General features: G+C 64.9%; 28 protein-coding genes and 1 pseudogene. 18 read left to right on the forward strand and 11 right to left on the reverse strand.

All coding sequences use genetic code 11. From position 1 onward, the window contains the following. Positions 1-50 precede the first annotated feature (50 nt). The 3 genes from V9F06_03515 to V9F06_03525 all read left to right on the forward strand — a co-directional run bounded on the left by V9F06_03515 (position 51) and on the right by V9F06_03525 (position 2,946). Entirely contained in the window at positions 51-1,142 is a 1,092-nt protein-coding gene (locus V9F06_03515) for a DUF1648 domain-containing protein (GenBank protein ID MEI2616698.1), read from the forward strand. Positions 1,143-1,232: 90 nt separating this feature from the next. Continuing rightward, positions 1,233-1,886 (forward strand): CDP-alcohol phosphatidyltransferase family protein, encoded by a 654-nt coding sequence (locus tag V9F06_03520; GenBank protein MEI2616699.1) that lies wholly within the window; start codon positions 1,233-1,235, stop codon positions 1,884-1,886. Further along, positions 1,873-2,946, forward strand: coding sequence for a hypothetical protein (locus V9F06_03525; protein MEI2616700.1), 1,074 nt, complete (start codon positions 1,873-1,875; stop codon positions 2,944-2,946). Before V9F06_03520 ends, V9F06_03525 begins: the two co-directional genes overlap by 14 nt. Here the strand turns inward: V9F06_03525 and V9F06_03530 are convergent. Next, positions 2,937-3,428, reverse strand: a complete 492-nt coding sequence (locus V9F06_03530) for a YajQ family cyclic di-GMP-binding protein (GenBank protein MEI2616701.1) — start codon at positions 3,426-3,428, stop codon at positions 2,937-2,939. The genes V9F06_03525 and V9F06_03530 overlap by 10 nt on opposite strands. A 221-nt stretch (positions 3,429-3,649) precedes the next feature. Here V9F06_03530 and V9F06_03535 point away from each other — a divergent pair. Together V9F06_03535 and V9F06_03540 are read left to right on the forward strand one after the other, a co-directional pair. After that, positions 3,650-3,835 (forward strand): annotated as a pseudogene (locus V9F06_03535) (Rdx family protein). 145 nt (positions 3,836-3,980) lie between these two features. Next, positions 3,981-4,895 carry an LLM class flavin-dependent oxidoreductase gene (locus tag V9F06_03540; GenBank protein ID MEI2616702.1) on the forward strand — a complete coding sequence of 305 codons (915 nt, stop codon included), beginning with the start codon at positions 3,981-3,983 and terminating at the stop codon, positions 4,893-4,895. 249 nt (positions 4,896-5,144) lie between these two features. On the opposite strand, the gene V9F06_03545 is transcribed toward V9F06_03540, so the two are convergent. Beyond that, positions 5,145-5,882 carry a hypothetical protein gene (locus V9F06_03545; protein MEI2616703.1) on the reverse strand — a complete coding sequence of 246 codons (738 nt, stop codon included), beginning with the start codon at positions 5,880-5,882 and terminating at the stop codon, positions 5,145-5,147. A gap of 229 nt (positions 5,883-6,111) precedes the next feature. On the opposite strand from V9F06_03545, the gene V9F06_03550 reads away from it, so the two are divergent. The 4 genes from V9F06_03550 (at position 6,112) to V9F06_03565 (ending at position 10,442) form a co-directional block, all read left to right on the forward strand. Continuing rightward, the gene (locus V9F06_03550) at positions 6,112-6,852 is read left to right on the forward strand and encodes a response regulator transcription factor (protein MEI2616704.1); all 741 of its coding nucleotides are present in this window, start codon (positions 6,112-6,114) and stop codon (positions 6,850-6,852) included. Positions 6,853-6,858: 6 nt separating this feature from the next. After that, positions 6,859-8,256, forward strand: coding sequence for a HAMP domain-containing sensor histidine kinase (locus V9F06_03555; protein MEI2616705.1), 1,398 nt, complete (start codon positions 6,859-6,861; stop codon positions 8,254-8,256). A 124-nt stretch (positions 8,257-8,380) separates the two neighbouring features. Further along, on the forward strand, positions 8,381-9,415 hold the full coding sequence (locus V9F06_03560; GenBank protein ID MEI2616706.1) for an SH3 domain-containing C40 family peptidase: 1,035 nt from the start codon (positions 8,381-8,383) through the stop codon (positions 9,413-9,415). A 265-nt stretch (positions 9,416-9,680) separates the two neighbouring features. After that, a complete protein-coding gene (locus V9F06_03565) occupies positions 9,681-10,442 on the forward strand; it encodes a YceI family protein (GenBank protein ID MEI2616707.1) in 762 nt (253 codons plus the stop codon). A gap of 10 nt (positions 10,443-10,452) precedes the next feature. On the opposite strand, the gene V9F06_03570 is transcribed toward V9F06_03565, so the two are convergent. The 4 genes from V9F06_03570 to V9F06_03585 form a co-directional block, all read right to left on the reverse strand. Further along, a complete protein-coding gene (locus tag V9F06_03570; GenBank protein MEI2616708.1) occupies positions 10,453-10,932 on the reverse strand; it encodes a Rieske (2Fe-2S) protein in 480 nt (159 codons plus the stop codon). After that, the gene (locus V9F06_03575) at positions 10,932-12,038 is read right to left on the reverse strand and encodes a serine hydrolase domain-containing protein (GenBank protein ID MEI2616709.1); all 1,107 of its coding nucleotides are present in this window, start codon (positions 12,036-12,038) and stop codon (positions 10,932-10,934) included. The genes V9F06_03570 and V9F06_03575 overlap by 1 nt, the downstream gene beginning before the upstream one ends. A gap of 77 nt (positions 12,039-12,115) precedes the next feature. Then, positions 12,116-12,397 (reverse strand): AzlD domain-containing protein, encoded by a 282-nt coding sequence (locus V9F06_03580; GenBank protein ID MEI2616710.1) that lies wholly within the window; start codon positions 12,395-12,397, stop codon positions 12,116-12,118. A gap of 11 nt (positions 12,398-12,408) precedes the next feature. Next, positions 12,409-13,137: an AzlC family ABC transporter permease gene (locus V9F06_03585; GenBank protein ID MEI2616711.1), complete on the reverse strand. Its 729-nt coding sequence runs from the start codon at positions 13,135-13,137 to the stop codon at positions 12,409-12,411. 173 nt (positions 13,138-13,310) lie between these two features. Here V9F06_03585 and V9F06_03590 point away from each other — a divergent pair, with 173 nt between their 5' ends. The 4 genes from V9F06_03590 (at position 13,311) to V9F06_03605 (ending at position 17,234) form a co-directional block, all read left to right on the forward strand. Then, on the forward strand, positions 13,311-15,344 hold the full coding sequence (locus V9F06_03590; GenBank protein MEI2616712.1) for a CopD family protein: 2,034 nt from the start codon (positions 13,311-13,313) through the stop codon (positions 15,342-15,344). Between the two features lie 110 nt (positions 15,345-15,454). Next, positions 15,455-16,375 carry a GGDEF domain-containing protein gene (locus V9F06_03595; GenBank protein ID MEI2616713.1) on the forward strand — a complete coding sequence of 307 codons (921 nt, stop codon included), beginning with the start codon at positions 15,455-15,457 and terminating at the stop codon, positions 16,373-16,375. Positions 16,376-16,475: 100 nt separating this feature from the next. Next, positions 16,476-16,943, forward strand: a complete 468-nt coding sequence (locus V9F06_03600) for a cupredoxin domain-containing protein (GenBank protein ID MEI2616714.1) — start codon at positions 16,476-16,478, stop codon at positions 16,941-16,943. Positions 16,944-17,039: 96 nt separating this feature from the next. Then, complete coding sequence (locus V9F06_03605; GenBank protein MEI2616715.1) at positions 17,040-17,234, forward strand: hypothetical protein; 195 nt, start codon at positions 17,040-17,042, stop codon at positions 17,232-17,234. Here the strand turns inward: V9F06_03605 and V9F06_03610 are convergent. Beyond that, a complete protein-coding gene (locus V9F06_03610) occupies positions 17,228-18,604 on the reverse strand; it encodes an amidase (protein ID MEI2616716.1) in 1,377 nt (458 codons plus the stop codon). The genes V9F06_03605 and V9F06_03610 overlap by 7 nt on opposite strands. Before the next feature lie 247 nt (positions 18,605-18,851). On the opposite strand from V9F06_03610, the gene V9F06_03615 reads away from it, so the two are divergent. The 5 genes from V9F06_03615 to proC all read left to right on the forward strand — a co-directional run bounded on the left by V9F06_03615 (position 18,852) and on the right by proC (position 22,431). Then, entirely contained in the window at positions 18,852-19,049 is a 198-nt protein-coding gene (locus V9F06_03615; GenBank protein ID MEI2616717.1) for a hypothetical protein, read from the forward strand. Positions 19,050-19,213: 164 nt separating this feature from the next. Continuing rightward, positions 19,214-19,690 carry a hypothetical protein gene (locus V9F06_03620; GenBank protein ID MEI2616718.1) on the forward strand — a complete coding sequence of 159 codons (477 nt, stop codon included), beginning with the start codon at positions 19,214-19,216 and terminating at the stop codon, positions 19,688-19,690. A gap of 10 nt (positions 19,691-19,700) precedes the next feature. Continuing rightward, entirely contained in the window at positions 19,701-20,468 is a 768-nt protein-coding gene (locus V9F06_03625; protein MEI2616719.1) for an NAD(P)-dependent oxidoreductase, read from the forward strand. A 76-nt stretch (positions 20,469-20,544) separates the two neighbouring features. Continuing rightward, a complete protein-coding gene (locus V9F06_03630) occupies positions 20,545-21,438 on the forward strand; it encodes an amidohydrolase family protein (protein MEI2616720.1) in 894 nt (297 codons plus the stop codon). A gap of 123 nt (positions 21,439-21,561) precedes the next feature. Beyond that, positions 21,562-22,431, forward strand: a complete 870-nt coding sequence (gene proC / locus V9F06_03635) for a pyrroline-5-carboxylate reductase (GenBank protein ID MEI2616721.1) — start codon at positions 21,562-21,564, stop codon at positions 22,429-22,431. A gap of 44 nt (positions 22,432-22,475) precedes the next feature. Here the strand turns inward: proC and ptsP are convergent, their stop codons facing one another. The 4 genes from ptsP to dhaL are packed head-to-tail and all read right to left on the reverse strand — an operon-like array spanning position 22,476 to position 25,549. After that, positions 22,476-24,167, reverse strand: a complete 1,692-nt coding sequence (gene ptsP, locus V9F06_03640; protein MEI2616722.1) for a phosphoenolpyruvate--protein phosphotransferase — start codon at positions 24,165-24,167, stop codon at positions 22,476-22,478. Beyond that, the gene (locus tag V9F06_03645; GenBank protein MEI2616723.1) at positions 24,164-24,448 is read right to left on the reverse strand and encodes an HPr family phosphocarrier protein; all 285 of its coding nucleotides are present in this window, start codon (positions 24,446-24,448) and stop codon (positions 24,164-24,166) included. The genes ptsP and V9F06_03645 overlap by 4 nt, the downstream gene beginning before the upstream one ends. Positions 24,449-24,478: 30 nt before the next feature. Continuing rightward, positions 24,479-24,880 (reverse strand): dihydroxyacetone kinase phosphoryl donor subunit DhaM, encoded by a 402-nt coding sequence (gene dhaM, locus V9F06_03650; GenBank protein ID MEI2616724.1) that lies wholly within the window; start codon positions 24,878-24,880, stop codon positions 24,479-24,481. A 24-nt stretch (positions 24,881-24,904) separates the two neighbouring features. After that, complete coding sequence (gene dhaL, locus V9F06_03655; protein MEI2616725.1) at positions 24,905-25,549, reverse strand: dihydroxyacetone kinase subunit DhaL; 645 nt, start codon at positions 25,547-25,549, stop codon at positions 24,905-24,907. Positions 25,550-25,571: the final 22 nt, after the last annotated feature.

Genomic DNA, 25,571 nt, shown 5'->3' on the forward strand with positions numbered 1-25,571 from the left:
GGATCGACCCTGCCGGCATCGCGAAAGTTGCGGGGGGTGGTTGAAACGCGATGAGTGACCCGGAACTCCAGGACTGGGCGCGCAGTGAGCAAGGCCCGGGTCAGTCTGTGCCGAGCATCTGGCCGGCCGCGCACGGCGCCGGTCGCGGCGTCGGCATTGCCCTTCTGGTCATCGAGCTGCTGGCCGTAGCCGTTGGCTTCTGGCGCACACAGTCCGCATCGGGGCTGGTTCTCTGGCTCCTCTGGCTGCTGATTCTGGGGATGATTGTCCTTGGCGCGATCACTGCCAAGCTCGTGCGTGGCGTCGGGACGATGTCCTACGTCATCGACGACCATCGGTTGACGGTCTTCTGGACCGGCCACAAGCACGTAATCGCGCTTGCCGAGATCATCGAGGTCGAATACGACCCGTACCTGCCGGTCCCATCGTCAGGCTGGGAGCCGCTGTGGCCCGGCCTCGTTGTCTGGACACGCAGGCGGGGTGACGGCATCTGGCGTGCCTGGGCAACGCTCCCTCCGCGCGGTCGGGTTCGTATTCGGACAATGACCGGTGGCGTCGAGATCTCTCCAAGCCGCCCGATCCGCTTTCTCGTCGATATCGACCGACGTCGCGCCGGTGGCCCTGCGCCTGCTGTCGAGATGCGCTCCCAGTCAAAAGCAGGACACTGGAGCGAGCCAGCCGAGCCGTGGCGCGAGCCAGACTCCCCGACGGCGCATGACCGGCCGGCCGGTGCCGAGCCCGCGATCGAGACGGACCGTGCGACGCGAACGGAGCTCGGCCTGCTTCGATATGCCTACCGGCAACTCTTCCACAAAGAAATCCTTGGCGACCGGCTGTCGTCGAACCTGATCGCAGTCGGAGTAATCATCCCTCTGCTCATGGTTGTCTATCTGTTCAGCCAGCTCGCGGGAGTGGCGGATCCGGTCGCGCTGCATTGGGACGCGCTCGGCGAAGTCGATCGCCTCGGCCCTCCGTCGGCGCTCTGGCAGCTGCCGATGCTGGCCGCATTCGTACTGGTTGGCAATACTGTGCTGGCGACGGCGCTGGTCACTGTCGATCGCTTCCTGTCCCGGTTGATGCTCGCGGCGATACCGATCGTGCAGCTCGTTGCGACGGTCGCGCTGGTGCGCGCTGTCGGCTGATCAGTTCGCGTCGCGTCGCAGTGCGCGGTCGTTGCTATACTGGCCTCGCAAGGCATGGTCTCGGTCGCTCGCAGTGACGGTTGGGGTGACATGGCTAATCTCATCACCGTCGGGCGCGTTGTGCTGCTCTTCGGCGCGATTGCGACACTCTACAGCAGTAGCTATATCGCGATCTTTCTTGCCGGACTTGTCATCGCCCTCGTGTTCGCTGGAGATGGGTTCGATGGCTGGGTAGCGCGTAAACGCGGTTCGACATCACAGCTCGGCGCTGTGCTCGATATCGCGGGTGACCGGGTGGTCGAGAATGCCCTCTGGGTTGTCTTCGCTCACCTTGGGCTGGTCGGGGTCTGGGCCCCGTTGGTTATCCTGACGCGCTCGTTCACCGTAGATGTCATGCGCTCGGTCGCGCTGGCCGAGGGCAAGACGCCGTTCGGAGACCAGACGATGATGCGCTCGCGCCTGACCTGGTTTCTGACCGCGTCACGCTTCAGCCGCGCCGCCTATGGCTGGTCCAAGGCGCTCGGATTCGTCTTTCTTGCCTGGTTCGTCGCCTGGCAGCTGCCCGATGCCGACGGGCGGTTCCTCGATATCCTGTACAACCATCAGGTGTTTCGCGCCGTTGGCTGGGTCCTCGTCTACGCCTCGGTCACGCTGTGCGTGGTTCGTGGTCTGCCAGTGATCTACGATGCGATGTATTACCTCAAGGAACCTGCCGATCGGGTCGAGCAGAGTGAGCGAACGTAGCCCGCGCCTGCTCGATAAGCCGAGCATCCCCCCACGCAAGCCAGAGAATCGCAAGCAACGCTGGGGAATTGTTGTGGCGTGGCTGTTTGCGAACTTCACCCGGGTTACGCCGATCCGCGTGGGATATCTGCTCTCCGATCGTGTCGGAGATCTCCTCTACTGGCGCACCCGCGTCTATCGGCTGAGCGTGATCGACAACCTGCGCCACGTCTACCGTGGACAGATCAGCGAGATGGCGCTTCGTCGTCAGGCGCGACGTGTATTCCGAACATCGGCCCGCAACTTCTGGGATCTGGGCCGGCTGCCGCACATGGCGCCCGAAGAGTTCAGTCGGATTGTCCGGCTACCGGAACACGACTGGTCTCTGATCGAGTCGATCAGAGATGAGCGCACGGGTGGAATCATCCTCACCGGCCATTTCGGCGCGTTCGATTTCGCCAGCCAGACGCTCTTTACGCGTGGCTACAATCCCTACGTGCTGACCGCTCCGACTGTCGGAGAGTTTGTGTACGCTGCCGTCTCGTGGTTGCGCAGGGGCCAGGATGCGCCGCTCGAGGACGTCTCGCCAGCGGCGATCCGGCGGATGATGCGCGTGCTGCGAGGGGGCGGCTTCGTCGGCCTCGTTGCCGATCGCGACTTCGCGGACTCTGGTCAACTGGTCGAGCTGTTCGATGAACTCACGACACTACCAGTCGGCGCGGTGCGGCTGTCACGCGCTACCGGCGCGCCGATCATCCCGGTCTTCGCCGTCCGCGACGACGCGACCGGCCGCGCGCAACGCTATGCGTTCTTCATCTCGGATCCGTTTACCATCGAGCGCACCGCCGATGAGGAGGCTGATGTCGCGGTCGGCCTGCGGAAGATGGCGGCCGTCCTTGAGCGCTACATCGCCATGTTTCCCGAGCAATGGGTGATGTTCCACCGCGTCTGGCCTGAGGGGGCCAGAAGACGACGCCTCATCGACACAATCCGCGAGGCAACGGCGGAGCGGCTGGCGAGCGCTACTGGGCCAGACGACCAACCCGTGTCAGTGGCTGGCCCAGCCGAAGATCAGCGATAGTTCACAAACTGCAGCGGCGTCTCAAATTCCTCCTGCTTGAGTGACTGAATCACCGTCTGCAGATCGTCGCGGTTCTTGCTGGAGACGCGGACGAGATCGCCCTGAATCTGCGGCGTCACCTTCTTGAACTCGGTGCGGATGCGTTTGCTCAGCTCCTTGGCAAACTCGTCGCTCAATCCTTCACGCAGCTTGACAACCTGGCGCAGCCGGCCGCCGGCCGCGTCCTCCTCCTTCTGATAGTCGAGGATCTTGAGCGACAGGCTCCGGCGTAATAGCTTGCTCTCCAGGATGTCCCGCACAGCGCGGAGCGACATTTCGGAGTCGGTCGAGACGACGAGCTGGCTTGCTTCCTGCTCGATCGTCGTCTTCGTGTCCTTCAGGTCATAACGGGTGCCAATCTCCCGCGTCGCCTGGTCTACTGCGTTGCGCAACTCCTGATGGTCGAACTTCGAGACAATATCGAAGGAACTCTGTGCTGCCATCGTTGCCGTTCACCTCTCTTTTCGCCTCCTAAGCATGTCCTAACCCATCGTTCCCTGACAACCACGCGGTGTGACGGGAATACGAGGGGCGCCGCTGATGCTGTATCGTGTGTTGCACCACGAATCGTGCGGTGAATCGGCCGCGCTAGCGAAGGGGTTGGGATATGGACGATCGTAAGGTCATGTCGATCGAGTACTGCCGCTCGTGAGGGTATCTCACACGTGCCGCCGGTCTGGCGGAGAAGGTGCTCGACAAGAACTCGGACAAGGTCAGCCAGTTGACGATGATCCCAAGCAGCGGCGGGGTCTTCGAGGTGATGCTCGGTGACGAGCTGATTTACTCGAAGAAGGAGACGGGTGATTTCCCCGATCCGGACAAGCTTGCCGAGCAGGTCGCAGCCGGCTGATTCTCCCCCAATTCACCTGAATTGAAACAGCGCCGGGCATCGCCCCGGCGCTGTTTGTCGTTGTTACTGGTTGCCGAGCGGCTCCCATCGGCAGATACTGAGCGTACCGTGGTCCGGACGCGGCATGACGAAGGGAAGATGAGCAATGGCACGACCGTTGAAGATCGGGTTCATCCTGCCGCAGATAGAAGGCCGGCGCGAGGGGACGACCCCTGGTTGGACCGATATCCTCGCCGCGGCACAGGTCGCCGAGGATATCGGGTTCGATTCCCTCTGGCTCGTCGATCATCTGCTCTACCAGTTTGGACCGGACGATCCGCCTCGCGGTATCTGGGAGTGCTGGACGCTGCTTTCGGCGCTCGCGGCAACGACGACCCGCGCCGAGCTCGGCACGCTGGTCACCTGCACCGGCTTTCGCAACCCGGCACTACTCGCAAAGATGGCCGACACGGTCGATGAGATCAGCGGCGGGCGCGTCATCCTCGGGCTTGGCGCAGGATATTACGAGCACGAGTACGCATCGTTCGGTTATCCATACGACCATCGTGTCTCGCGGTTCGAGGAGGCGCTCCACATCATTGCGCCGCTGCTGCGTGACGGGCGGGCGACCTTTCGTGGCCAGTATTCCTCCGCCGAGGATTGTGAATTACGCCCGCGCGGTCCACGCCCGAAGGGGCTGCCGATCATGATCGGCACCGGCGGCGAGCGAATGCTACGGTTGACCGCCGAACATGCCGACGCATGGAACGGTTGGCTTGTCCGTGGGCAGAACCATCCGGATGCGATCCCGCCACTGCGTGAGCGGATCGACGCCGCCTGCCGTCAGATTGGCCGTGACCCGGCCACGCTGACCCGGACGGCGACCGTCATGGTTGATCCGCGCCCGTCGGCAGTGCCGTCAAGAACCGGCCCGCTGGCCGGCACGCCCGAGGAGATCGCCGACGCGTTCCGTAGTTTTGCTCGCGAAGGCATCTCACACATCCAGATCGCCTCCCGGGTCACCAACGCAGAAGGTATCGAGCAGTTTCGCCCGATCCTGGCGGCGCTCGATCGAGACTGAACGGAATATGCCGGACAAGACGAAAGCCGGCGGATAACTCGCACCGGCTTTCGTCAGGTGGTGGGGATGGTGGGATATTCGATTCTGAGGGCCGGTGGAAGCATCGCTTCTCCGACCATGACGGAGGATATCCCGATCCCGAATATGTCACACCGTCATAACGGACATATCGTCACCTGTCCAAATGGTCAGGTAGCGAGAAGCACAGAGGGGCCGAAACTCGACCCCGCTGAACAACTTCGGAGGCGATCAGACAGTTGGGGTGGCTTCTGGCGTGGTGTCGTTCGGGTTTCCGTGGTGGTTGCCGTCGAACGGCATGTTCTTGCCCGAGAAGCCATTCTGGATCATCTCTGTCAATCGACTCGGCAACTCGTTGAGGATCTTATCCGCCTGCTCCTGGGTCAGCTTGCCATTGGTGACGGCCTGGGTCAGGTTGGTCTTTGTCTGGGCGACCAGCGCATCAACCACGGTCTGGACAGTGCTGCCATGCGCGGTGATGACCTGCTCCAGCGTCGAGCCGGACTTCAGCTCGGCCTTGAGATCGTCGGTTGAGATCCCGAGCGTGCTCGCGATTGTCGCCATCCCGTCGCCGTGGCCGAACATCCCGCGACCGAACCGCCCGTGATGCCGGCCGAAAGAGAAGAAGTCACCGTTTGCGATGCGCTTCTTCATCGCGTCGCCCTGCTGCTGGGTCAGCTTGCCGCTGGTGACAGCGTCGTCAACCGTCTGGTCGCCGGCCGAGATCATCGCCTGATCCAGCTTGTCGCGGCCGATGCCGAGGTTATCGGCGAGGTGCGTCAGGAACGTGCCCTTCAGCCCGCCGCTCCCGGTCGTCGACGAACCGGACTCTGCTGCAACCGTCCCACCGATGACCAGCGCGCCGATCACGAGGGCGAGGGTGATGATCGCGGCCCAGCGGCGCTTGCCGCGTCGCCAGGAACTACCGCCGGTCGTTCGGGAAGGCGTATCAGGAAACTGCTCGCTCATGCGCGTGCTCCTTCGTTACTTCGTTTCTGCGCTGCGGGCTACGTGGCCCACACAATAGCGGGGTGGCACGCCCGTCGCGACCACCGTGTCTATGATTGTGAGGGGCGATCCTTGGAGTTGGCTGGGAAACCGATGGGGATTCCGCGTCAGCCTCTTTCGGCGAGATTCACAGGAAGCTCTCAGCAATCGGTGTTCTAATGAGACCGAGGACTGGAGAGGATGCGCAACGATGAGCATGCAGGGATGGGCCGAGCGAGCGCCGGATGATGTGGCGGCGGCCGGCGCGAATCGCATTCTCGTCGTCGATGATGAGCCAGCCATCACCGAGCTGATCTCGACCGCATTGCGCTTCGTCGGTTACGATGTCCGGACGGCGTCGACGGGCCGCGCCGCGCTGCTGGAGTCCTCCGCCTGGGATCCGACGCTGATTGTTCTCGATATCATGTTGCCGGATCTTGACGGGTTCGAGGTTGCCCGGCGGCTTCGCGACGGCGGAGATCGGGTTCCGCTTATCTTCCTGACTGCCCGCGATGAGCATGAGAGCAAGATGCGCGGGTTCACCGTCGGTGGAGACGACTACCTGACGAAGCCCTTCAGCCTGGAGGAGCTCGTTGCCCGCATTCGGGCCATTATCCGGCGTTTCGATACCCGCGAGACGCCGCCAGCCCGGTACCACCGCTACGCCGATCTTGAGCTCGATGAAGACGGTCACCGCGTCTGGCGCGCCGGCCAGCTCGTGCGGCTCTCGCCGACCGAGTTTCGTCTGCTGCGCTACCTGCTGATCAACGCCGGCCGCGTGCTGTCGAAAGACCAGATTCTCGCCAACGTCTGGCAATATGACTTCTATGGCGACGCCAACGTCGTCGAGACCTACATCAGCTATCTCCGCAAGAAGGTCGACGACTGCGAGCCCAAGCTGATACAGACAGTTCGTGGTTTCGGCTATTCGCTTCGGCTTGAGCCGGATTGATCACCTGTGTCGATCAAGACGCGGCTCCTCCTTGCGATCTCTGCTCTGGTGTTGGTTGGGTTCCTTGCCAGCGGCTTCCTGACGGTGAATCGCACGCGGGCCGGCATGATCCGACGAATCGACCAGTCGCTCGTCAGCAGTCCGGTTCGGCCGCTCCGCCCACGTGTGGGAGCGCTCGACCGCGAAGGGGGTCGCCAGGCGACCGCGATGCTGCTCGTCGATGTGAATGGGACAGTCCTCAACAGCTGGCCGAGTGGCTACCCGGACCACCCCGATCCGCTCCCCGATCTCGGCGGAATGACCCCGGCCCAACTTACGCGGCGGACCGGAAGGATCTTCACTACACGAGCGGTCGATGACTCGTCGTTGCGCTATCGCGTTCTGCTGCGAAGCGCCCCCGGCACGGGCTTCCTCGCGGTCGCCGCGCCAATGGATGATGTCGATGCAACGACGCGAAGCCTGCTCGTCGGGATCACAGTCCGCAGCCTGGTGATCCTCGCTCTGTTGCTCATTGTTGTCTGGCTCGTCATTCGACGCGGTTTGCAGCCGATCGACGACATGATTGCCAGCGCCGGCCAGATCGCGGCCGGCGATCTGGCGCATCGGATCGAGCATGAGGACGATGCGACCGAGGTAGGGCAGCTCGGACTGGCGCTGAATCGGATGCTCGCGCAGATCGAGTCGTCGTTTGCCGCGAAGGAGGCTTCCGAGCAGCAGCTCCGCCAGTTCGTCGCAGACGCCTCGCACGAGCTGAAAACGCCACTAACCTCGATCCTCGGGTATGCCGAACTGTATCGGAGCGGCGCCGCGACGACGCCAGCCGGAATCGAACGTGTGATGTCGCGGATCGAGTCCGAGGGTGTCCGGATGGGCACGCTGGTCGATGACCTGCTACTGCTGGCCCGACTGGATCAGGGTCGCGAGCCAGATCGGGCGGAGCTCGATCTCGGCCTCCTCGCAGCCGAAGCGGTCGCCGCCGCGCGGGCCGTCGAGCCGGATCGCTCGATCTCATTCGACCGGGAGGCGAGTGTCTGGGTCCTGGGCGATGCCGATCAACTGCGTCAGGTAATCGATAACTTGCTATCGAACGCGCGCCAACACATCGGCCCCGGACTTGCCGTCCGCGTCAGCGTCGCCAGCACGGGCGATGATGTTGTCCTGTCAGTAGCTGACGATGGGCCGGGGATGACGTCCGACGCGGCCGCTCGCGCCTTCGATCGCTTCTACCGCGCCGATAGTTCGCGGGCGCGATCGAGCGGCGGCAGCGGGCTGGGCCTGTCGATCGTCGCCTCGATCATCGCCGCCCATGGCGGGACTGTGACGCTGGATACCGCGCCCGGCAAGGGCGCGACATTCCGCGTGTCCCTTGCCCGCTGCGCGCCTCCGGCCGGCCTAGACGTGTAGAAAGTCCGCGCCCCCTTGACAGCAAGTCATAGTCACAGGGTAGGATATGTACGTACAGCCTTGTGAAACTGGATCTGCGCGGGGTCGACCCGGAAAACGAACCTGAGACGAGGGGGCGGAGTCGATGACAGCACGACGAAGATTGATAGCGACGTTCGCCGTAGCACTGGCGTTGGGCGGAGGGCTACCGATGGCGCTCCCCGCCGCCGCCGATCTCTGGCTATCCGGCGGTGATTCCGCTGTCGTCTCCGGAACCGATGGAGAGGGGCTCAACCTCCGGGCCGCGCCGGGTCTGGACGGCGAGATCATCCTGTCGATCCCCGACGCGGCCGAACTGGACGTTGTCGATGGGCCGATGACGCTCGATGACGGCACGTCGTGGTACGACGTGCTTGTCGAGGTCGATGGCGACTGGTTGGCGGGCTGGGTCTCCGCGGACTACGTCGAGCCGGCCGGCCTGGCTGCGCATGTCTATCGGTATGTCGCGAGCGAGGGTTTCGCCTTTGCAGACAACACCATTACTCCGGGCGATTCCTCTGAGGCAGCGAGTGATGTGCCAATTGCAGTCTCGACTGACGGCCGGGGAGTGGTCATACGGAGTGAGCCGTCATCGGCAGCCGAGCAGCTCGCTGCCGTGTCAGATGGCGCCCTTGTGGATATCCTCTCGCCGAATTACATCGATGACGAGGGCGTCGCCTGGTCGTATGTTCGATACGGAGGGGTTACCGGCTATACGCTGACCTCTGGATACGAGACGGGCGACTGGCCGACGACGCCGTCCAGCGAAGCTGGCCAGGCCATCATCGACGCAGCGTTCACGCACCTAGGCATCCCCTATGTCTGGGGTGGCTCCGACCCAGATGGCTTTGACTGCTCGGGTTTCACCTGGTGGGTGTTGAGCGAGGACCTGGGCTATGGCGTCCCGCGCGAAATGGAAGGACAGATGTCGACCGGCATGCCTGTCTCGCGCGCTGACCTGGAGCCGGGCGATGTTGTCTACTTTCAGAACACCTACCAGCGGGGCGTCTCCCACGTGGGCTTCTATCTGGGCGACGGCCTGTTTGTCAGCGCCACCGGGCAGCACGATGCCGTCGGCGTCAGTAGTCTGTACGACCCATACTGGGCATCGCGTTACCTGACAGCCCGTCGCGTCAACTGACCCTGACGCCGCGATGCATCGTGCCGGGATCACTCTGGCCTGCGCACACACGGACGTGGGAGGGTTCTGGTCGCTCGATCGACCAGGGTTCAGCTCTCCCGTGCCGGCGCGCAGATTCTCATCAACTCTCAGCGAATACACAGGATGAACACGTATTCTCTCACCACTGCGTTGCTGACGTTCATACGCGGGAGCATCGCCTGCCCGGGGTGAAGTCAGCCTGGCCTTGCTGCCAGCCGATCGTGGTTCACAGGGGGATGATCTGATGAAGTCGATTCGCGCCAGGCTCGCGGTTGTGATCGTGATCGCGATAGTCGCTGGCGCGGCCGGCGTCTGGTATCAATTCTTCCGGGACAATGCCCCGCCACCTGCCTCGTTGGAATCTGCCGTGTCCGCGCTCGCCGCCACAGCGACGACAGTCCGCGGCGTCGCGACGATCGCAGAGCCGACTACCACCGCAGGCGCGGAAGCGACGAGCGGATCGGGGCAGGGGCTGGCCGGCGTGTGGTCGGTTGTCCCGGACGACAGGGCATTTGTCGGCTATCGAATCGGCGAGGAGCTGTCCCGCGTTGGCACGACCGAGGCAGTTGGCCGGACCGCAAACGTCACCGGGTCGCTGACGATTGACGACATAAGCCTGACTGCTGCGACGCTCTCCGTCGACATGACGACGCTGACCAGCGACGAATCGCGTCGGGATCGCGCGTTGGGCGACCAGGCGCTGGAGACGCGGCGCTTTCCCACCGCGACGTTCACGCTGACAGAGCCAATTGCGCTCCCCGTGACTCTTGCCGCCGGCGAATCAACGTCGGTGACGGCGAAGGGCAAGCTGACGCTGCACGGCGTTGAGCGCGAGGTTGAGATCCCGCTCGACGTTCAGCTCAGCGGAGACACACTGGTCACAGCCGGAACACTCGACATCGCGCTGTCGGACTTTGAGATCGAGAAGCCTCGAGCGCCGGCCGTCATTTCGGTCAAGGATCATGGCACGCTCGAGCTCCAGCTGTACTTCCAGCGCGCCAGGTGATCGCCGGGGATCAGGCCGACCCGAGCTTGACCGACTGGTCCGGCTCGTAGTCGTTCCGGCTGGTCGCCGACACGGTGTTGACAACGATGTCGCCATTCGCCGTGACCGAGATCGGGAACGTCGAGAGTGGGCGTGGCGCTGGGCCGCTGGTGACGACGCCGTGTCGGTCGAATGTCGAGTTGTGGCATGGGCAGTGGAATTGCCCCTGCCCTTCCTGCCACGGCACCTTGCACCCCTGGTGCGTGCACGCCCAGTAGAGGGCGAGCGCGCCGTCCTCATTGTTGATCAGGTGGAAGTGACCGCTGTCGCTGGACGCCGGGTCAGCGCCACTCTTCGGAATATCCGCCTTCGGGACGGTCAGCTCGCCCTTATATCGCTCGTTGCCCGACTTTCGTGTCAGCAGGATCAGCCCGCCGGTCGCGGCCACGACGAGCCCCGCGCCGCCGATGATGGCATTGCGGACGAACTCGCGTCGATTCATGTTCTCCATTAGCGAAGAGGACTCCTTGTCAGGGCCGCCATTACCGTGTTGACGACGCTTACCTGTCGTCGAGTGAATGGTGGGCGGCCGGTGCGCGCGTGCTTGTTGGATACGTAGGCGATGACAATGTCATCGACAGGGTCGATCTGGAGGGTGCAGCCGGTGGCCCCGCCGTGGCCGAAGCTGGCGGTAGAGAGCAGATCTCCGGACATGCCAGTGTTGCCCTTGACCGAGAAGCCAGCGCCCCAGGGCGTGTGCTGTGCGGGAAGGTCTGGCAGCAGTGAGCCGGGCGTGTTGCCGCCGGTCTGGTCGGTCGTCATCACCCGGACGCCCGCTTCGGAGAGCACCCGCGTCTTCCCGCCGGGGGCAAAGAGCAAGCCAAAGCGCAACAGATCGCTGACCGTTGCGCTGACGCCGAAAGCTGGATGCGCCATGCCGAGCCCGTAGTCGCCGTTGTACATGTCTCCAGGCGTTCCCTCGCCCAACGGGCCGGCCACCTTCGCCAGCCGGCCGAAGATCTCGTCGCTGGGCGGGAACCAGGTGTCGCGAAGACCGGCAGGGTCCAGTACCAGCTCGCGGACAAGCTCGGGAAATGGCCGGCCGGCCGCAACAGCGGCGGCGCGCCCGGCAATTGCGTAGTTATAGTCGCTATAGGCATGCTGGCTGCCGGGCGAAAACTGGAGCGAGTAGGTGAGCGCCTCGTCGACCAGCTCGTCGAGCGGGGTCTGCGTCAGCAGCCGCTGCTCCATCTCGGGCGACTCGTAGATCAACCCCGATGTGTGGGTCAGCAGGTGTCGGAGTGTGATCGTCTCGCGGCCGTCGCCGGTGACTTCCGGCAGGATCATTCGCACCGGCATCGACAATGTCAGAACGCCACGCTCAACGAGCGCGACGACTGCCGCTGCGGTATAGACCTTCGAGATCGATGCCAGCGGCCAGACCGTCGTGCTCGTGGCCGCGACGCCCGGCCGGGCGTTTCCGGCGTGATGCTCGCCAATGGGCTCTCCGCGCCAGGCGACAGCCACTGCCGCGCCGTCCAGCTCGCCTCGCTCGATGAAGCTGTCTATCAGGTCGTATGTTTGCTGGAGCCTGCTGGTTGCGTTGTTCGTGGTCACGTCCCGCTCACTTTCCGTCAGAGTGTATCAATCCACCGCGAGACTATCGCCGCTTGGGAGCCCTCCCCGCAAGTGCCCTAGACGATCGCGGAGAGCAGCCAGAAGACGCCCATGCCGGCCAGGAGCGCCGCCCAGTATGGGCCGGCACGGCTGACAACAACCGTTGTCGCCAGCGCTCCAAGAAGCCGGCTGGAGGTTGCTCCGGGGCCATCGATCAGCCCCGGAGCGGCCAATGCCGCGAATGCCGCGACCGGAACCCAGGACAGAAACCGGTCAATGATCGGCGGAAAGCTGCGGCGCGCGAAGTAGAACCCGCCAGCGCGGGCGAGCCACGTTGCTGCGCCGATGGTAAGGATCATCAGCAAATTGTTCAACGGTCGGCTCTGGTTTCGAGTATTGTCCCGAGCAGCGCTGCCGCGCAGATTGCGACCGGGAGCGCGATCCCGCTGCTCACGAAGCTGGACAGCGCCAGCATGAGCAACGCCGCAGCGGCGGCGGTCACGAACGCTATCCGCCCACGCATGAGCGGCCGGAGCAACGCGATGAACGTCAGCGGGAAGATGAACGCAAGCCCGATTCGCTCGGGATCGGGGAGCATGGCGCCGAACATGAGCCCGGTGAGCGTGCTGAGGTTCCACACCACGTACAGGCTCAGGCCACTGCCGAGCATGAATCCGGAGATGCCACGACCCTCGCGTGCGTGACGAATGGTGAGGCCAAAGCCCTCGTCGGTGAGCATGCTGCCGGAGATCTCCGGCCGGGGACGCTCGTCGGGGACCATCATCCGCCGGAGCACCATGCCATAGAGAAGGTGACGCAGGTTGAGCAGGATGGCAGTGAAGGTTATCGACAACGCAGCCGCACCCGATGCGGCCATGCTGACGACCGTGATCTGCGCCGCGCCCGCAAAGACCGTGAGGGAAAGGAGCTGCGTCTCGACCGCGCTGAATCCGGTCGCCCGGGCGGCGATCGTGAAGGCGACGGCGAACGGGATGACCCCGGGCCAGAGCGGGAGCGCGGCGACGAATCCGCGTGTCACGCTGCCCGCGCTCTGCTCGCCCGCCAGTCGCGGGCTCGCGCGGTGTTCGTCCGTCGTCACGATACCTCGTCTCGAAATCGTCGGCCTGTCCCAACCAGGGATGATGCCACACTGATATCGTTGATTCTGGGCGGTCCGGCGGCTATGTTGCCGCCTGCCGATAGCGCGCTCGCGCGTACAATCAACGCCTGAACCGCGTGAGATCTGGAGCGCGGCGCGTCGAAACCAGACAGGTGATCCGCATCGGAACGCTCGATCTCCCGACTTTGAGACGGCCACGGTCATCATTCGTGGCGGCGCTGGCGTGCGTCGCGCTCATATGGCTGGCGTCGGCAATCAGCCCACCACCAGTGGCCGCCCATGCTGCGCTCTTGCGTAGCGATCCTGAGGCCGGCGCAAGCCTTGCCGAACCGCCCACCTCGATTGTTCTCTGGTTCAGCGAGCCTGTTGAGCTGCGCTACAGCACGCTGACAGTCCTGCGGCAGGATGGCTCTGTCGTCCCGACCGGTAGCCTGGCGTCGGTCGGCACGCCAGATGAGCCGGGGCTGACCGCGGAGCTGCGCGGCAACCTTGCGCGCGGAAGCTATACGGTCGTCTACTCCGTCCTCTCGGCAGTCGACGGACACGTCTCGGGCGGATTCTTCAGCTTCACCATCGGCGACGCGTTGATGCCTAGCCTCGAGCAAGAGACGGCGCTCGCCAGCCTGGCTTCGTCGAGCGCGGTGGCGCCAGTGGCGCTATCCAGCGGAGTCCGGTGGATGAACCTCCTGGCTCAGGGTGTGCTGGCCGGGATGCTCTTCTTCCTCGTCGTGGTCCTCCTGCCGGTGGCCGGCCGGTCAGACGCTTCCGGTGTCCCCGCGCGCCATTTCCGTCGGCTGGCGCTGATCGCGGTGATCCTGCTACTTGTTGGCCATCTGGCGTCGGCTGTTATCCAGGCGATGAACGCGTCACGCTCGACATCTCCGCGCGATGTCATCGATGTGCTGCCGTCGATCCTTGGGAAGACACGGTTCGGTGGCGTGTGGCTGGCGCGCGGAGTACTGCTGGAAGCGTGGGCGGTCGTTGCCTGGGCGCTGTTGCGCGGCGCGCGATTGCCCGCCTGGCATGGCAGAGGACGCCTGCTCTGGAGCATCGGTCTGTTGGTCTCGGCGCTCGTGCTGTTGACTACCTCGCTCGGTAGCCACGCGGCGACCCGTGGCAGCGCCACCAGCTGGCCGGTGCTGACCGATTGGCTGCATCTGATCGTCACCAGTATCTGGATCGGCGGGCTCGCGGGCTTGCTCCTTGCGCTCGAAATTGCGCCGACCAGCGATGCTCGGCGTGGCCTCATTGCGCGGTTTTCCAGACTGGCGCTGGTTGCGGTCCTCGGGATCATCGCGACCGGTATTGTCTCGGCCTGGGTCGAGGCATATAGCTGGGACGGGCTGGTGTCGACGGATTACGGCGCCTGGCTGATAGTCAAGCTCGTTCTGGTGGCTGGAGCCCTTGGCTTCGGGGGGCACCACTTGCTCAACGTCCGTCCGCGCCTCGACGTGGCTTCGCCTGACGGTGAGATCGGCGTCCCAGCACGATTCCGGCGCACTCTCCGGCTCGAGCTCCTTCTTCTGACCGGTGTCGTGCTGGTGACTGGCGTTCTGACTGGCACGCCCCCGGCGCGTGACTTGCTTCAGCGTGTTGACATCCTTGGCTCGACCCGACTGACTGGCGGAGCATCGATCACGCTCCGAGTCTCCCCGCCTGATATTGGCGCGAACCAGTACTCCGTCATCGTCGCGCCGAGCGATCCCGACACGTTTGGTGAGGTCCAGCGAGTGTATCTGCGTTTCACGCCGCTCGCGGTCGATCCGCCGGCCGGCGCTGAAGAGCTGGCCGGAAGCCAGCGTATCCAGCTTCGCCAGGCCGGCCCGGGTGACGTATCGACGTTCATCGGAAGCGGCTCCTTCATCACGCTCGATGGGGACTGGGATGCGACGGTCGTGATCCGACGAGCTGGCGTTGCCCAGGATCTCGAGGCGTCATTCGGGATCACGGCTCGTGATGGCAAGCTCCTCTGGACCGGCATCCCGGAGCCCGTCGCGAGCCGCAGCAACGCGGCGATGGCGCTCGGGGGAGTGTGGTTGGCGGCGGCGGCGATTCTGGTCGTTGGCGCCTGGCGGTTTCGACGCCAGCGGCTCTCGCTCAGTTACGGCTTGATCGGGCTTGCCGCCGTGGCAATTGTGCTTGGCTCCTTCTTGATTGCGCTCGGGAGTGGGCTGATCGCGACCTGACGTTCGCCGCGCCGGGCTGGAGTTGTGGCAGTCCCGCGTGCTACATTGTTGTCACCGGGTGGAGCATCGACTCTGGCTCACCGTCGGCGCTGGCTGTGAAGAGGTGGATAATGCGGCGGCTGCTCGCCTGGGTGGAGGGTCAGTCGACGGAACGGGTGCTCATTGCCTGCGTGGTCGCCGTCGTCCTCATCGGTATCGCCGATGCCTCGACGGACCCCGATTATCTCCTCACGATCGTCTATATCATTCCCATCTCGCTGTCGGCCTGGCGAGCCGGGTGGCAACGAGCCTGGGGCATCACGGCTCTTGCGGTTGTGACATTGCTGATCGTGGATACCCTGAATCCTCAGGACGGCGCACTGACGCCAGCAGTGCTCTGGAATCAGCTTAGCCGGTTGGCGGTCGTTGTCTTCATCGTGATTCTGATCAACGGCCTGCGCGAGGCGCGGCAGCGCGCCGAGCTGATGGCGAGGACGGATATCCTGACCGGAATCTCGAATCTGTTTGCCTTTCGGGAGGTCAGCGCGCGCCACCTCGAGCACGCGCAACGCAATGGCCAGCCACTAACGCTGCTCTTCCTGGACATCGACGACTTCAAGATCGTTAACGACTTCGGCGGCCATTCAGCCGGCGACGAGGTGTTGCGCCGAATCGCGAGGGAGCTCAGCTTCGCCGCCCGGCAGGATGATTTCGTTGCCCGAGTTGGCGGCGATGAGTTCGTCGTGCTACTGCCGCGGACAGATGCTGCCCAGGCAGCCGACGTGATCAACCGGATCACCAGCCGGCTAGCCACGATCAGCCGCCCCGATGGATCGCAACTGACCTGCAGCCTGGGAATGGCCACGCATGCGCCGGCCCTGGCAACGATCGATAAGATCATGCAGGAGGCCGATAACGCGATGTACTTCATGAAGGCGCATCGACTCCCACTGGAGGAGCAGCGCGTCGATCCGCATGGCAGGTCGTTGCGACTGCTTGCCTCGGCGGAAGACAACCCAGTCGATGCGTCCGCATTCGGGACGGACTCCTGAAGCCCAACGAACGGCGCGATCTGCGGGCGAGTCTGCCCATCTGCATCGACGAGTAACACCGGGGCTTCAATCTTGCGACACGTTGCGAACATGCCATCCAGTGGCGTCGGGATCGGCGCGCGGGATTCCTGCAGGCATTTCCGGATTGTTGAAAGGGGGCTCCGTGGTTACTCCCTCCCGGATCTGGTGCTATCTGCTGGTCGTCCTCGGGATGTTGATCGGCGGGTTCTTGTTGACGGGTTGCGGCTGGCGCTCGGAGCTTGTTGAAGAGACCCCGACTGCTGGCAACGCCCTGAAAATCGAGATGTCGGATACCAGAATAACGCCAGACCATCTCTCGGCGCAAAAGGGCGATGTGACCTTCGAGGTCACGAATAACGGCGCCAAACCCCACAATCTGACGGTGAAGATGGGCCCGGACGAGCATCAGTCGCCGGAGATCGCGCCCGGTGCGACGGCGACCTGGACGCTGCATTTTCCGCGCACCGGCCAGTTCGCGATCTACTCAAGCCTGGGCAACGATCACGAAGCCGGAATGGAAGCCGTTGTTCTGATCGAGACCGACTGAGCACAATCTGATACGGCAATGGCATGTTCTACTCCCTCCTGTTGCGCTTCCGAGACACTGGTCGGGCGATGATGCGCGCAGGAGGGAGGCACGACAGTGAACGACAAATCCCGACTTCCCAAAGACGGACCCAGTCAGCGCTTATCGGTTGCTTATGGGTTGATCTTCGGCGCCGCGCTCGGTCTCCTCGTGGGCATCGTCTTCGAGCTTAATCTGGCGCTGGGCATCGCGTTTGGCGCTGGACTCGGCCTCGTGGTGGGTATTGTCGCGGACGGGCTCCGGCGTCAGTAGCCGGGTGGGCGGCGAAAGGCAACCTCCGGATTTGTCGCCGCCATCGACTGCGCAATACCCAGCAGGCGTGACTCGCTCCAGCGCGCGCCGACGAGCTGGACGCCGATCGGGAGCCCTTCGGGGCTTGAGCCGGCCGGTAGCGTCACGACCGGATGTCCAGTGAGGTTGAACGGTCGACAATAGCCGGCCAGCAGGTCGTAGCTCGCGGATTCGCCATCCAGCGGCACATCGCCGCCGCGCGCCCGATGCTCGAATGCCGGGATCATCATCACCGGGCAGATCAGCGCGTCGACCGTCGCGAAGTATCGCTCCCACGTCGCGATGATCTCGTCGCGGCGCTGGAGTATGCGGAAGTAGTCCTCTGCGCTTGGCGGGCCGCCGGCCGGCGGCTCGATGAGCATCCGCACGATCGAACGCAGCGCTGCTCGTGTTGTGAGCAGCTCTTCGAAGTCGATTTCCGGCAGTCGCGCCTCGACGCGTGCGCCGTGACGTTCCAATGACGCTGCCAGGCGTTCGATCGTCGCGCGAGTCGCCGCGTCGGCCGGCAGGCCGGGGAACGTCGACGCGACCGCGATGCGCAGTCCGGCCAGCGGCGGAGGCGAGATGGCCGGCAGCGGCGCCGGCGGCACGTCCGGGTCGCTGGCGTCTGGCCCAGCAATCACGCGCAACGCCAACTCGAGGTCGTCGAGTGACCGCGCCAGAGGGCCGATGCAGTTCATCACGCGTGTCGTCCGGACATAACCCGGCAGATCGGGAATATGGCCGGCGTTGGGGACGCGCAACTCGGTGGGCTTGAGCCCGAACACGCCGCAGCAGTGCGCCGGGACGCGGATCGAGCCGCCGATGTCGCTGCCGATATCGAGCGGCGCCAGCCCGGCGGCAACCGCCGCGGCCGCGCCACCGCTCGACCCGCCCGGTGTCCGGTCAAGATTCCACGGGTTGTTCGTCCGACCGAAGATCGGATTGGTCGTCTGCAGATCGGTCAGCAGCTCGGAGACGTTCGTCTTGCCGAGAATAATCGCGCCGGCCTCGCGTAGTCTCCGAGCAACGACGCCATCGTGGGCCGGCACATAGTTGCGCAGCAATGGTGATCCGGCCGTCGTGCGCATACCGGCGGTCTCGTGGCAATCCTTGAGCAGCGCTGGCACACCCGCAAGTGGGCCGGCATATTCTCCTGCCGCCAGCCTCAGGTCGCAGTCGCGCGCCCGGGCGAGGGCGCGCTCGGCGTCGAGCGTGACCACTGCGTTCAGCGCCGGATTCACTCGTTCGACCCGCGAAAGACACGCGGCGACGGCCTCGACTGCCGATACGTCGCGGTTGCGGATCGACCGGGCCAGCGTCGTTGCGTCCATCCAGGAAACGTCCACCATCTGCCACTCCCACTCTGATTGCCCGAGATGAGACCCATGATAGGGCATTCATTCGCAGCGAGGATGTGTCTGGTGATGTGGACGGGTCCAATGCCTCTTGACCGTATAGCCATGCCGTGATAACGTATCCGTTTGTGCCCCGCTGTCTGGCGGTGTCTGGCATAGCAAAGAACAGGCGACCGGTAACCGGCCGGCGTCGATGACGGAAACGCCACCGGCGTGTTTCGAAGGGAATAGTCAGCTTCAGATGAGCACCGCAGCAGTTCTGGTCGCCAGGATCCGCAGTCGCGAGCGCGTGATGTCGAACATCGTCGAGCGTAACCCGGAGTCCTACCGCGAGAACCCGTACTACACGCAGCTTCAGGGCGCGGTCGTCGCATACCGTGACGCTCTGACGCAGCTCGAGCGCATCGCTTCCGTCGAGGAACAGGTCGTCCTGGCCTGATCTGAGGCAACTCAACACCAGAAGCGCACTCACCTCCGGGAGGGGTGACGAGACTGGAACCCCCCAGGGATTCATCCCCGGGGGTTCCCGTATACCCGGTGGTATCGTTGCCTTCGAGCGCTGCGTGAGCGACGCGGCGAGTTCTGCTACATCGGAGTGCGTCGATGACAGGTATGCCCCTGCTGCCGTTCCTCCAGCGCGTCGAGACGTGCGAGCGCGACGGCTTCCCCCTTGTCGAGATCCGTGGCGATCTCTACTGTTCGGTCGAGTATGCCGATACCCTGATCGGCGGCGAACGCGTCCTCGGCGTCGCGGAGGGCGAAGATGGCCAGGTCGAGCTGCTGATGACGGGCGACCACATCATCCCGCTGACCTGTCCGTGCTGCGGCGGCGCGATCCATCGGAAACAACGCACGCTTGGTGAGGTTCGCGCATTGCTGCTTGGCCGGACGATCGAAGGATTCCGCCAGGGCGAGTGGGTTGGCACGGGTAGCCCGCCGAAGCGGCACGCGGTCTTCGCCCTGCAGTTCAGTGGATCCGAAGACCGTGGGGAGCGAACAATCGAGGTCTCGCTGGAGTCGGTTCGCGGGATACGGCCCCGTGAACACATCATCACTGAGGCGAGCCAGACCGAAGCGTAAGGAGACATCGATGCGTGTGCTGGTGACCGGCGCTGCCGGGGTGATCGGGTCGGCGGTCCGTCACGATCTGGCCGGCGACTACGAGATCTCGGCGTTGACCCATCGGCCGGCCGATTTCCCAAGCCATGTCGCTGACATCAGCGACCTCGACGCGATCCATCCAGCCTTCGCGGGGATGGACGCTGTCGTCCATCTGGCCGCATCCATCTCGGTCGAGACTCCCTGGCCGGATATCCTGCGCGACAACATCATCGGGACATACAACGTTTTCGAGGCCGCGCATCGGGCCGGGGTCGAGCGTGTCGTCTTCGCCAGCAGCAACCACGCCGTTGGAGGGTACGAGCTCGACAACAAGCCGGATATCTACGCGCCGGCCAACCCACTCGTCGTCGACGATCGCGCCGAGATCCGGCCGGATTCCTACTACGGCGTCTCGAAGGCATATGGCGAGGCGATGGGACGCTACTACTCGGATACCCACGGTCTGCGCGTCTTCTGCCTGCGGATCGGCAGCGTCCGCGCCGACGACGATCCACGGTCGGTTGACGCCGGCCAGTCATCCGGCTGGTTGAACCTCACAACGGAGCAGACCTACGATCGTCTCCGCGCCACCTGGCTCTCGCAGCGCGACTGTGCGCACCTCATCGAGCGCTGCCTGGCGACTCCGGATATCCGCTTCGGCATTTACTATGGGATCTCTAACAACCGACGCCAGTTCTGGGACATCTCAAAAGCCCGCCGCGAGCTGGGCTATAACCCGCAGGACAGCGCCGGGTAGTGTTGAACGCAAGAACAGATTTCGTGCTTTACTAGGTCGTTGTTTGCCATGTTTGGTGAGGGAGTAGCGGGGCCAATTGAAGATCTTCGATACGCATGTGCATTTTCCGTGGGGTGAGGATCGCGATCCGGACGACGCGATCACCGAGTTGCGCGAGCGCGCGGCTGCGGCCGGCGTCGTCCACCTCTGCCTGCTCGGCTCGCGATTCGGCGATTACAACGAGCGGGTCACTCGCGCGATTGAGCGCGCCCCCGAATTGTTTGTCGGCCTGTATGGCATCGACCTCGACCAGGAAGGTCCGACGCAGGTTCACGAGGCGGCCGCGCGCGGCTTTCGCGGTCTGAAGATCATCCTGCCACTCAAGCGCTACGATCATTCCGACTACTTCCCGATTTACGAGGCGGCCGAGGAGCACGGCTTCACCTGCCTGTTCCACACCGGCGTTGTCGGCGGCGGGGCGGACTACCGCACCCAGGACCCGTTCGATCCCGAGCTGATCGAGCGCGTCCGTCCATGGGAGCAGCGCTCGCGCGGCAGCGGCGTCTCGTCGGCCCATATGGAGCCGATCACGCTCGATACGATCGCCTTCACCTTCCCGGAGCTGAGGCTGATCGGGGCGCATCTAGGCATCGGCTACTACGATCTCGCCGCCCACGTCGCTCGCTGGCGGAGGAACGTCTTCTTCGACATCTCCGGCGGCGAGATGGTCCGCCGCCATCTCGTGGAGCGACGTCTCGTGCCGAACGAGATCTCGCACTACAAGCTGCTCTACGGCTCGGACAACAACGAGCGATTCGAGGAAGAGATTCGCGACTGGCAGACGATCTTCGATCTCCTGCGCCTCGGTGACGAGGAGCGCGAGCGGATCTTCTACGGCAACGCCGCGCGCCTGTTCGGCATGATTCCCACCGCGGTTGCCCCTGAGCCGACCCCCGAGCCCGCCGGAGCCGCGACCGGCGACGGCGAGTAGGGGGCAACCCCTCGACTCCAACCCGTCTCCGGCAGGCGCGGCAGCCGCTCGCGCGGATGGCAGACGCGTGCTGTCCGCGCGCTGTTATCAGCGTCTGTCATCGACACCGAAGGAGAACGACACATGAACGCGACCGAACGCGATATCGAGATCTTGCGCGGCAAGCGCATCGCGCTGATCGGCTGCGGCGTGATGGGCGAGGCAATCGCCGCGACGCTGCTGCGCGGCGAGCTCGTCACAACCGACCAGCTCGTTGGCGCTGAGCCATACGAGGAACGTCGCCAGCTGCTGGCCGAGCGCTACGGCATCAGGATGCTGGCCGGTAATGCCGAAGCCGCCGAAGGCGCTGACATCGTGATGCTGACGATCAAGCCACAGTCGCTGGGCAAGGTCGGCGACGACCTGCGTGGCCGGCTGGGTCGCGACCAGGTCGTCGTCTCGATCATGGCCGGCGCGACCGTCGACCGGCTGCATGCGGCCCTCGGCCACGAGCGGCTGGTGCGCTCGATGCCCAACACCCCGGCGCAGATCGGGCAGGGCGTGACCGTCTGGCTGGCGACCCCATCGGTGACCGACGAGCAGGCGCAGGCGGTTGCGGCGCTCCTTGGCGCGATGGGTGAGGCAGTGCGTGTCGAGAGCGAGGAGATGGTCGACATGGCGACCGCTCTCTCCGGCACCGGGCCGGCCTACGTCTTCCTCGTCATGGAGGCGCTGATCGACGCCGGTGTCCATATGGGCTTCCCGCGTCGGATCGCCGAGGAGCTCGTGCTACAGACGATGCAGGGCTCGGTCCAGTTCGCGCGGGAGTCCGGCCTGCACCCGGCGGAGCTCCGCAACATGGTCACCTCGCCGGGCGGCACGACGGCCGCGGCGCTCTACCAGATGGAGAAGGGCAGCCTTCGCACCGTCATCTCCCGCGCCGTCTGGGCCGCCTATCAGCGCACGGTCGAGCTGGGCCAACCCGCCGCCGGCCCCGCGATGCCACAGCAGTAGGGTTTTTCATCGTCACCGTTGTCCGGCGGTGGGAAGGGGCGACCTCACGTCTTTCGCCCCATCCGCGCCTCGGCGTCGCGCCGGGCGTCGGTGCTGTCCGTCATGCGGATCAACTGCCGGGCGGCATCCAGCCGGGCGCTCCCCATGCTGAGCTCGCGGGCGCCAAGACCGATCAGTAGGGGGATTGCGACCGGGTCGCCGGCCATCTCGCCGCAGATGCCGGCGTGCTTGCCGGCCGCGCGGGCCGTCGCCAGCACGTCATGAATGAGCCGCAGGACGGCGACGTCGAACGCGGGATACTGCGCCGCCAGCGCCGGGTTCGTGCGGTCAACGGCGAGCGTGTACTGGACCAGATCGTTGGTGCCGATGCTGACGAAATCGACCTCCCGGATCAGCAGGTCGATCGCGATGGCCGCGCTCGGCACCTCAATCATGATCCCTAGCGGAGTGTCGTCCCGGTGGGGTATGCCCTCGGATGCCAACTCCCCGGCAACATCGTCGACGAAGCGGCGCGCCGCGTGGACATCGCCAACGGTCGCAACCATCGGGAACATGATCCAGATGTTGCCGGCCGTCGCCGCGCGTAGCAGGGCGCGGAGCTGGGTTCGGAATGGGTCGGGATGGGCTAGTGACAGGCGCAGCCCGCGAACGCCAAGGAACGGGTTCATCTCAGCCGGCCCGCCGTTGCTGATGCCGGGCAGTGGCTTGTCGCCTCCGGCGTCGAGCGTGCGGATAATGACCGGGCGTTCGCCCATCACCTCGGCCGCATCTCGGTAGGCGGTGTACTGCGCTTCCTCGTCCGGCAACATCGGCTGGTCGACGAACAGGAACTCGGTGCGGAACAGCCCGATCCCTTCTGCGCCGCGCTCCAGCGCGACCGCCGCCTCGGCTGATGTTCCGATGTTTGCCCGAAGCTCGACACGTTCTCCGTCCAGTGTCACGGCCGGCAGATCGCGGTCGGTGGCAAGGCGCTCACGTTCGGCGCTCGCGAGCGCCATCCGCTCCCCGGCGGCTGCGAGCGCATTGTCGTCTGGCGACAGGATTAGCTGGCCGGCGTCGCCATCGAGGATTGCGACCTGGCCGTCGACCGCACGCCGGAGCAGCCCCGCGACGCCGACGACCGTCGGGATGCCGAGTGCCCGGGCGAGGATCGCGACATGGGCAGTTGTGCTGCCACGTTCGGTCGCGATCCCGGCCAGTCGCGAGACATCCATGCGTGTCGTGTCCGATGGGAACAGCTCATCCGCGACGATGATCGCCTCGGTTGGCAAGTCGATCGCAGTACTTGCCTCTCCGCCGTCCAGCGACTGGAGCAGCTGCGACGCGACGTCTCGCGCATCGTCGGCCCGGGCCCGGAGATAGTCATCGTCGAGCGCGGCGAACATGCTCTCGACCGATGCGGTCACTGTTTCGATTGCGCTCTCGGCGCGCGCGTGCCTCTCGCCGATTGCGCGCTCGATCTCGCCAACGAAGGCCGGATCATCGAGGAACAGGCTCTGGGCGTCGAAGATCGCGGCTTCCCGCTGGCCGGCGCGTTCGGCGGTCGTTGCCCGGGCGGTCGCGATACGACGACGCGTCACCTCGACGGCATCCCGGAACCGGCGAAGCTCTGGCTCGATCTCGCCGGCCTGCAGCGGTGGGCGTTCGGCGCTCGGCGCGCGTCGTCGGTACGTCACGATTCTGCCGATCCCGATCCCATCGGCTGCGGGTGTGCCGGTCAGGATCTCGGTGGTCATGGCGCAACCTCGTCGAGGCCGCGCTCGATAAGAGAGCTCAGCGCGATGATCGCGGCGTCTTCGTCCGGCCCGTCGGCGCGGATGAGAATGATGTGATCATGCTCGACGCCAAGCGTCATCAGGCTGAGGATGCTCTTGGCGTCGGCGTCTCGCAGGGGGTTCCTGGTCAGGTTGGTCAGCCGGATTGCGGCGTCGAACCTGGCCGCGGTCCGGACGAGCAGGGCAGCCGGGCGCGCGTGTAGCCCCGCTGGGTGGGTGATCGTCAGTCGGGCCTCCCGCATCGCCGCCGCATCCTCTCGCGCTTGCGTTTGTCAGTGTGTGATCTTGGTCAGGCTTCTGGCCCCGAGAGCGGCGGCCGCGACCTCGTCGAGCCCGCCGCCAATGGAGGCCTCGACCGCGGCGATGACCGCGCCTTCGACGAGCGGCGCATCGCTGAGGACAACTCGTGAGGTGAGTGTGTCGCCTGCCAGCTCCAACGCCGTCTCGGCGCTCATCACTGCCGAGCCGAGATCCATCAGCACGAGGATGCCATCGCCGGTGTCGGCGGCCGTTAGCGCCTCGCAGATCCCGCCGGGGTCGGTGCCGAGCGAGCCATCCGCAGAGCCACCCACGGCTCGGATCGTGATGAGCCCTCCGGCCATCTGCTCGGCCATTTCCCGGACACCCTCGGCGAGCTTCCGGCTATGACTGACGATGACGATCCCGACCGGCATGCTCTCCCCTGTCGCTGACGTTCGTCAGGCGTCCGCTCGTTCACGGACGAGGTCGGCGATCGCGCGAAGGATGTAGTACGACGACGTCGCTCCCGGGTCCTGATGCCCGATGCTGCGCTCGCCGAGGTAGCTGGCGCGGCCCTTGGTCGCCAGCAGCGGGATGGTCGATTCCATCCCCTGGCGGGCGGCCTCGGCGGCACGGTCGAGCGCGTCGACCGCGCTGGCGCCCGCCTCGACGGCCGCGGTCAACGCATCGACTGCGGGTGAAATCGCGTCGACCATCGTCTTCTCGCCCGTCGTCGCCTTGCCGCGCGCCTGGACTCCCTCCAGCGCCGCCTTCATCGCGGCTGCGAGATCTGTCGTCGTCGTTGCGCCATTGGCGGGAATGACCGCCGATGCGCGCAGGAACGCCGTGCCGTAGAGGGGGCCGGCAGCGCCGCCAACGGTCGAGATCAACGTCATCGCAACCGCCTTGATCACTGCGGCCAGCGACTGGTCCGATTGCTCCTGAACCTTCGCCCATGCGGCGGTGAATCCGCGGTTCATGTTGGTGCCGTGGTCGCCATCGCCGATCGCCGCGTCGAGTTGGGTCAGCTCGACCGAGTGCTCGGCAAGCGTGGCCTGAACCCGCTCGACGATCGCGAGCCCCAATCCGTCCGTGTTACCCATCCAGCCTCCTCAACCCGCTACG

The sequence above is a fragment of the Thermomicrobiales bacterium genome, from assembly GCA_037045155.1.
Classification (GTDB): domain Bacteria; phylum Chloroflexota; class Chloroflexia; order Thermomicrobiales; family CFX8; genus JAMLIA01.

Bases quoted from the DNA above. Each gene is read 5' to 3' on its own strand.
- ptsP (MEI2616722.1), bottom strand. From the start codon at position 24,167: ATGACCACCGAGATCCTGACCGGCACACCCGCAGCCGATGGGATCGGG.
- V9F06_03515 (MEI2616698.1), top strand. From the start codon at position 51: ATGAGTGACCCGGAACTCCAGGACTGGGCGCGCAGTGAGCAAGGCCCG.
- V9F06_03620 (MEI2616718.1), top strand. From the start codon at position 19,214: ATGACAGGTATGCCCCTGCTGCCGTTCCTCCAGCGCGTCGAGACGTGC.
- V9F06_03565 (MEI2616707.1), top strand. From the start codon at position 9,681: ATGAAGTCGATTCGCGCCAGGCTCGCGGTTGTGATCGTGATCGCGATA.
- V9F06_03540 (MEI2616702.1), top strand. From the start codon at position 3,981: ATGGCACGACCGTTGAAGATCGGGTTCATCCTGCCGCAGATAGAAGGC.
- dhaL (MEI2616725.1), bottom strand. From the start codon at position 25,549: ATGGGTAACACGGACGGATTGGGGCTCGCGATCGTCGAGCGGGTTCAG.
- V9F06_03570 (MEI2616708.1), bottom strand. From the start codon at position 10,932: ATGGAGAACATGAATCGACGCGAGTTCGTCCGCAATGCCATCATCGGC.
- proC (MEI2616721.1), top strand. From the start codon at position 21,562: ATGAACGCGACCGAACGCGATATCGAGATCTTGCGCGGCAAGCGCATC.
- V9F06_03530 (MEI2616701.1), bottom strand. From the start codon at position 3,428: ATGGCAGCACAGAGTTCCTTCGATATTGTCTCGAAGTTCGACCATCAG.
- V9F06_03560 (MEI2616706.1), top strand. From the start codon at position 8,381: ATGACAGCACGACGAAGATTGATAGCGACGTTCGCCGTAGCACTGGCG.
- V9F06_03610 (MEI2616716.1), bottom strand. From the start codon at position 18,604: ATGGTGGACGTTTCCTGGATGGACGCAACGACGCTGGCCCGGTCGATC.
- dhaM (MEI2616724.1), bottom strand. From the start codon at position 24,880: ATGCCGGTCGGGATCGTCATCGTCAGTCATAGCCGGAAGCTCGCCGAG.
- V9F06_03520 (MEI2616699.1), top strand. From the start codon at position 1,233: ATGGCTAATCTCATCACCGTCGGGCGCGTTGTGCTGCTCTTCGGCGCG.
- V9F06_03580 (MEI2616710.1), bottom strand. From the start codon at position 12,397: ATGATCCTTACCATCGGCGCAGCAACGTGGCTCGCCCGCGCTGGCGGG.
- V9F06_03645 (MEI2616723.1), bottom strand. From the start codon at position 24,448: ATGCGGGAGGCCCGACTGACGATCACCCACCCAGCGGGGCTACACGCG.
- V9F06_03545 (MEI2616703.1), bottom strand. From the start codon at position 5,882: ATGAGCGAGCAGTTTCCTGATACGCCTTCCCGAACGACCGGCGGTAGT.
- V9F06_03625 (MEI2616719.1), top strand. From the start codon at position 19,701: ATGCGTGTGCTGGTGACCGGCGCTGCCGGGGTGATCGGGTCGGCGGTC.
- V9F06_03595 (MEI2616713.1), top strand. From the start codon at position 15,455: ATGCGGCGGCTGCTCGCCTGGGTGGAGGGTCAGTCGACGGAACGGGTG.
- V9F06_03615 (MEI2616717.1), top strand. From the start codon at position 18,852: ATGAGCACCGCAGCAGTTCTGGTCGCCAGGATCCGCAGTCGCGAGCGC.
- V9F06_03550 (MEI2616704.1), top strand. From the start codon at position 6,112: ATGAGCATGCAGGGATGGGCCGAGCGAGCGCCGGATGATGTGGCGGCG.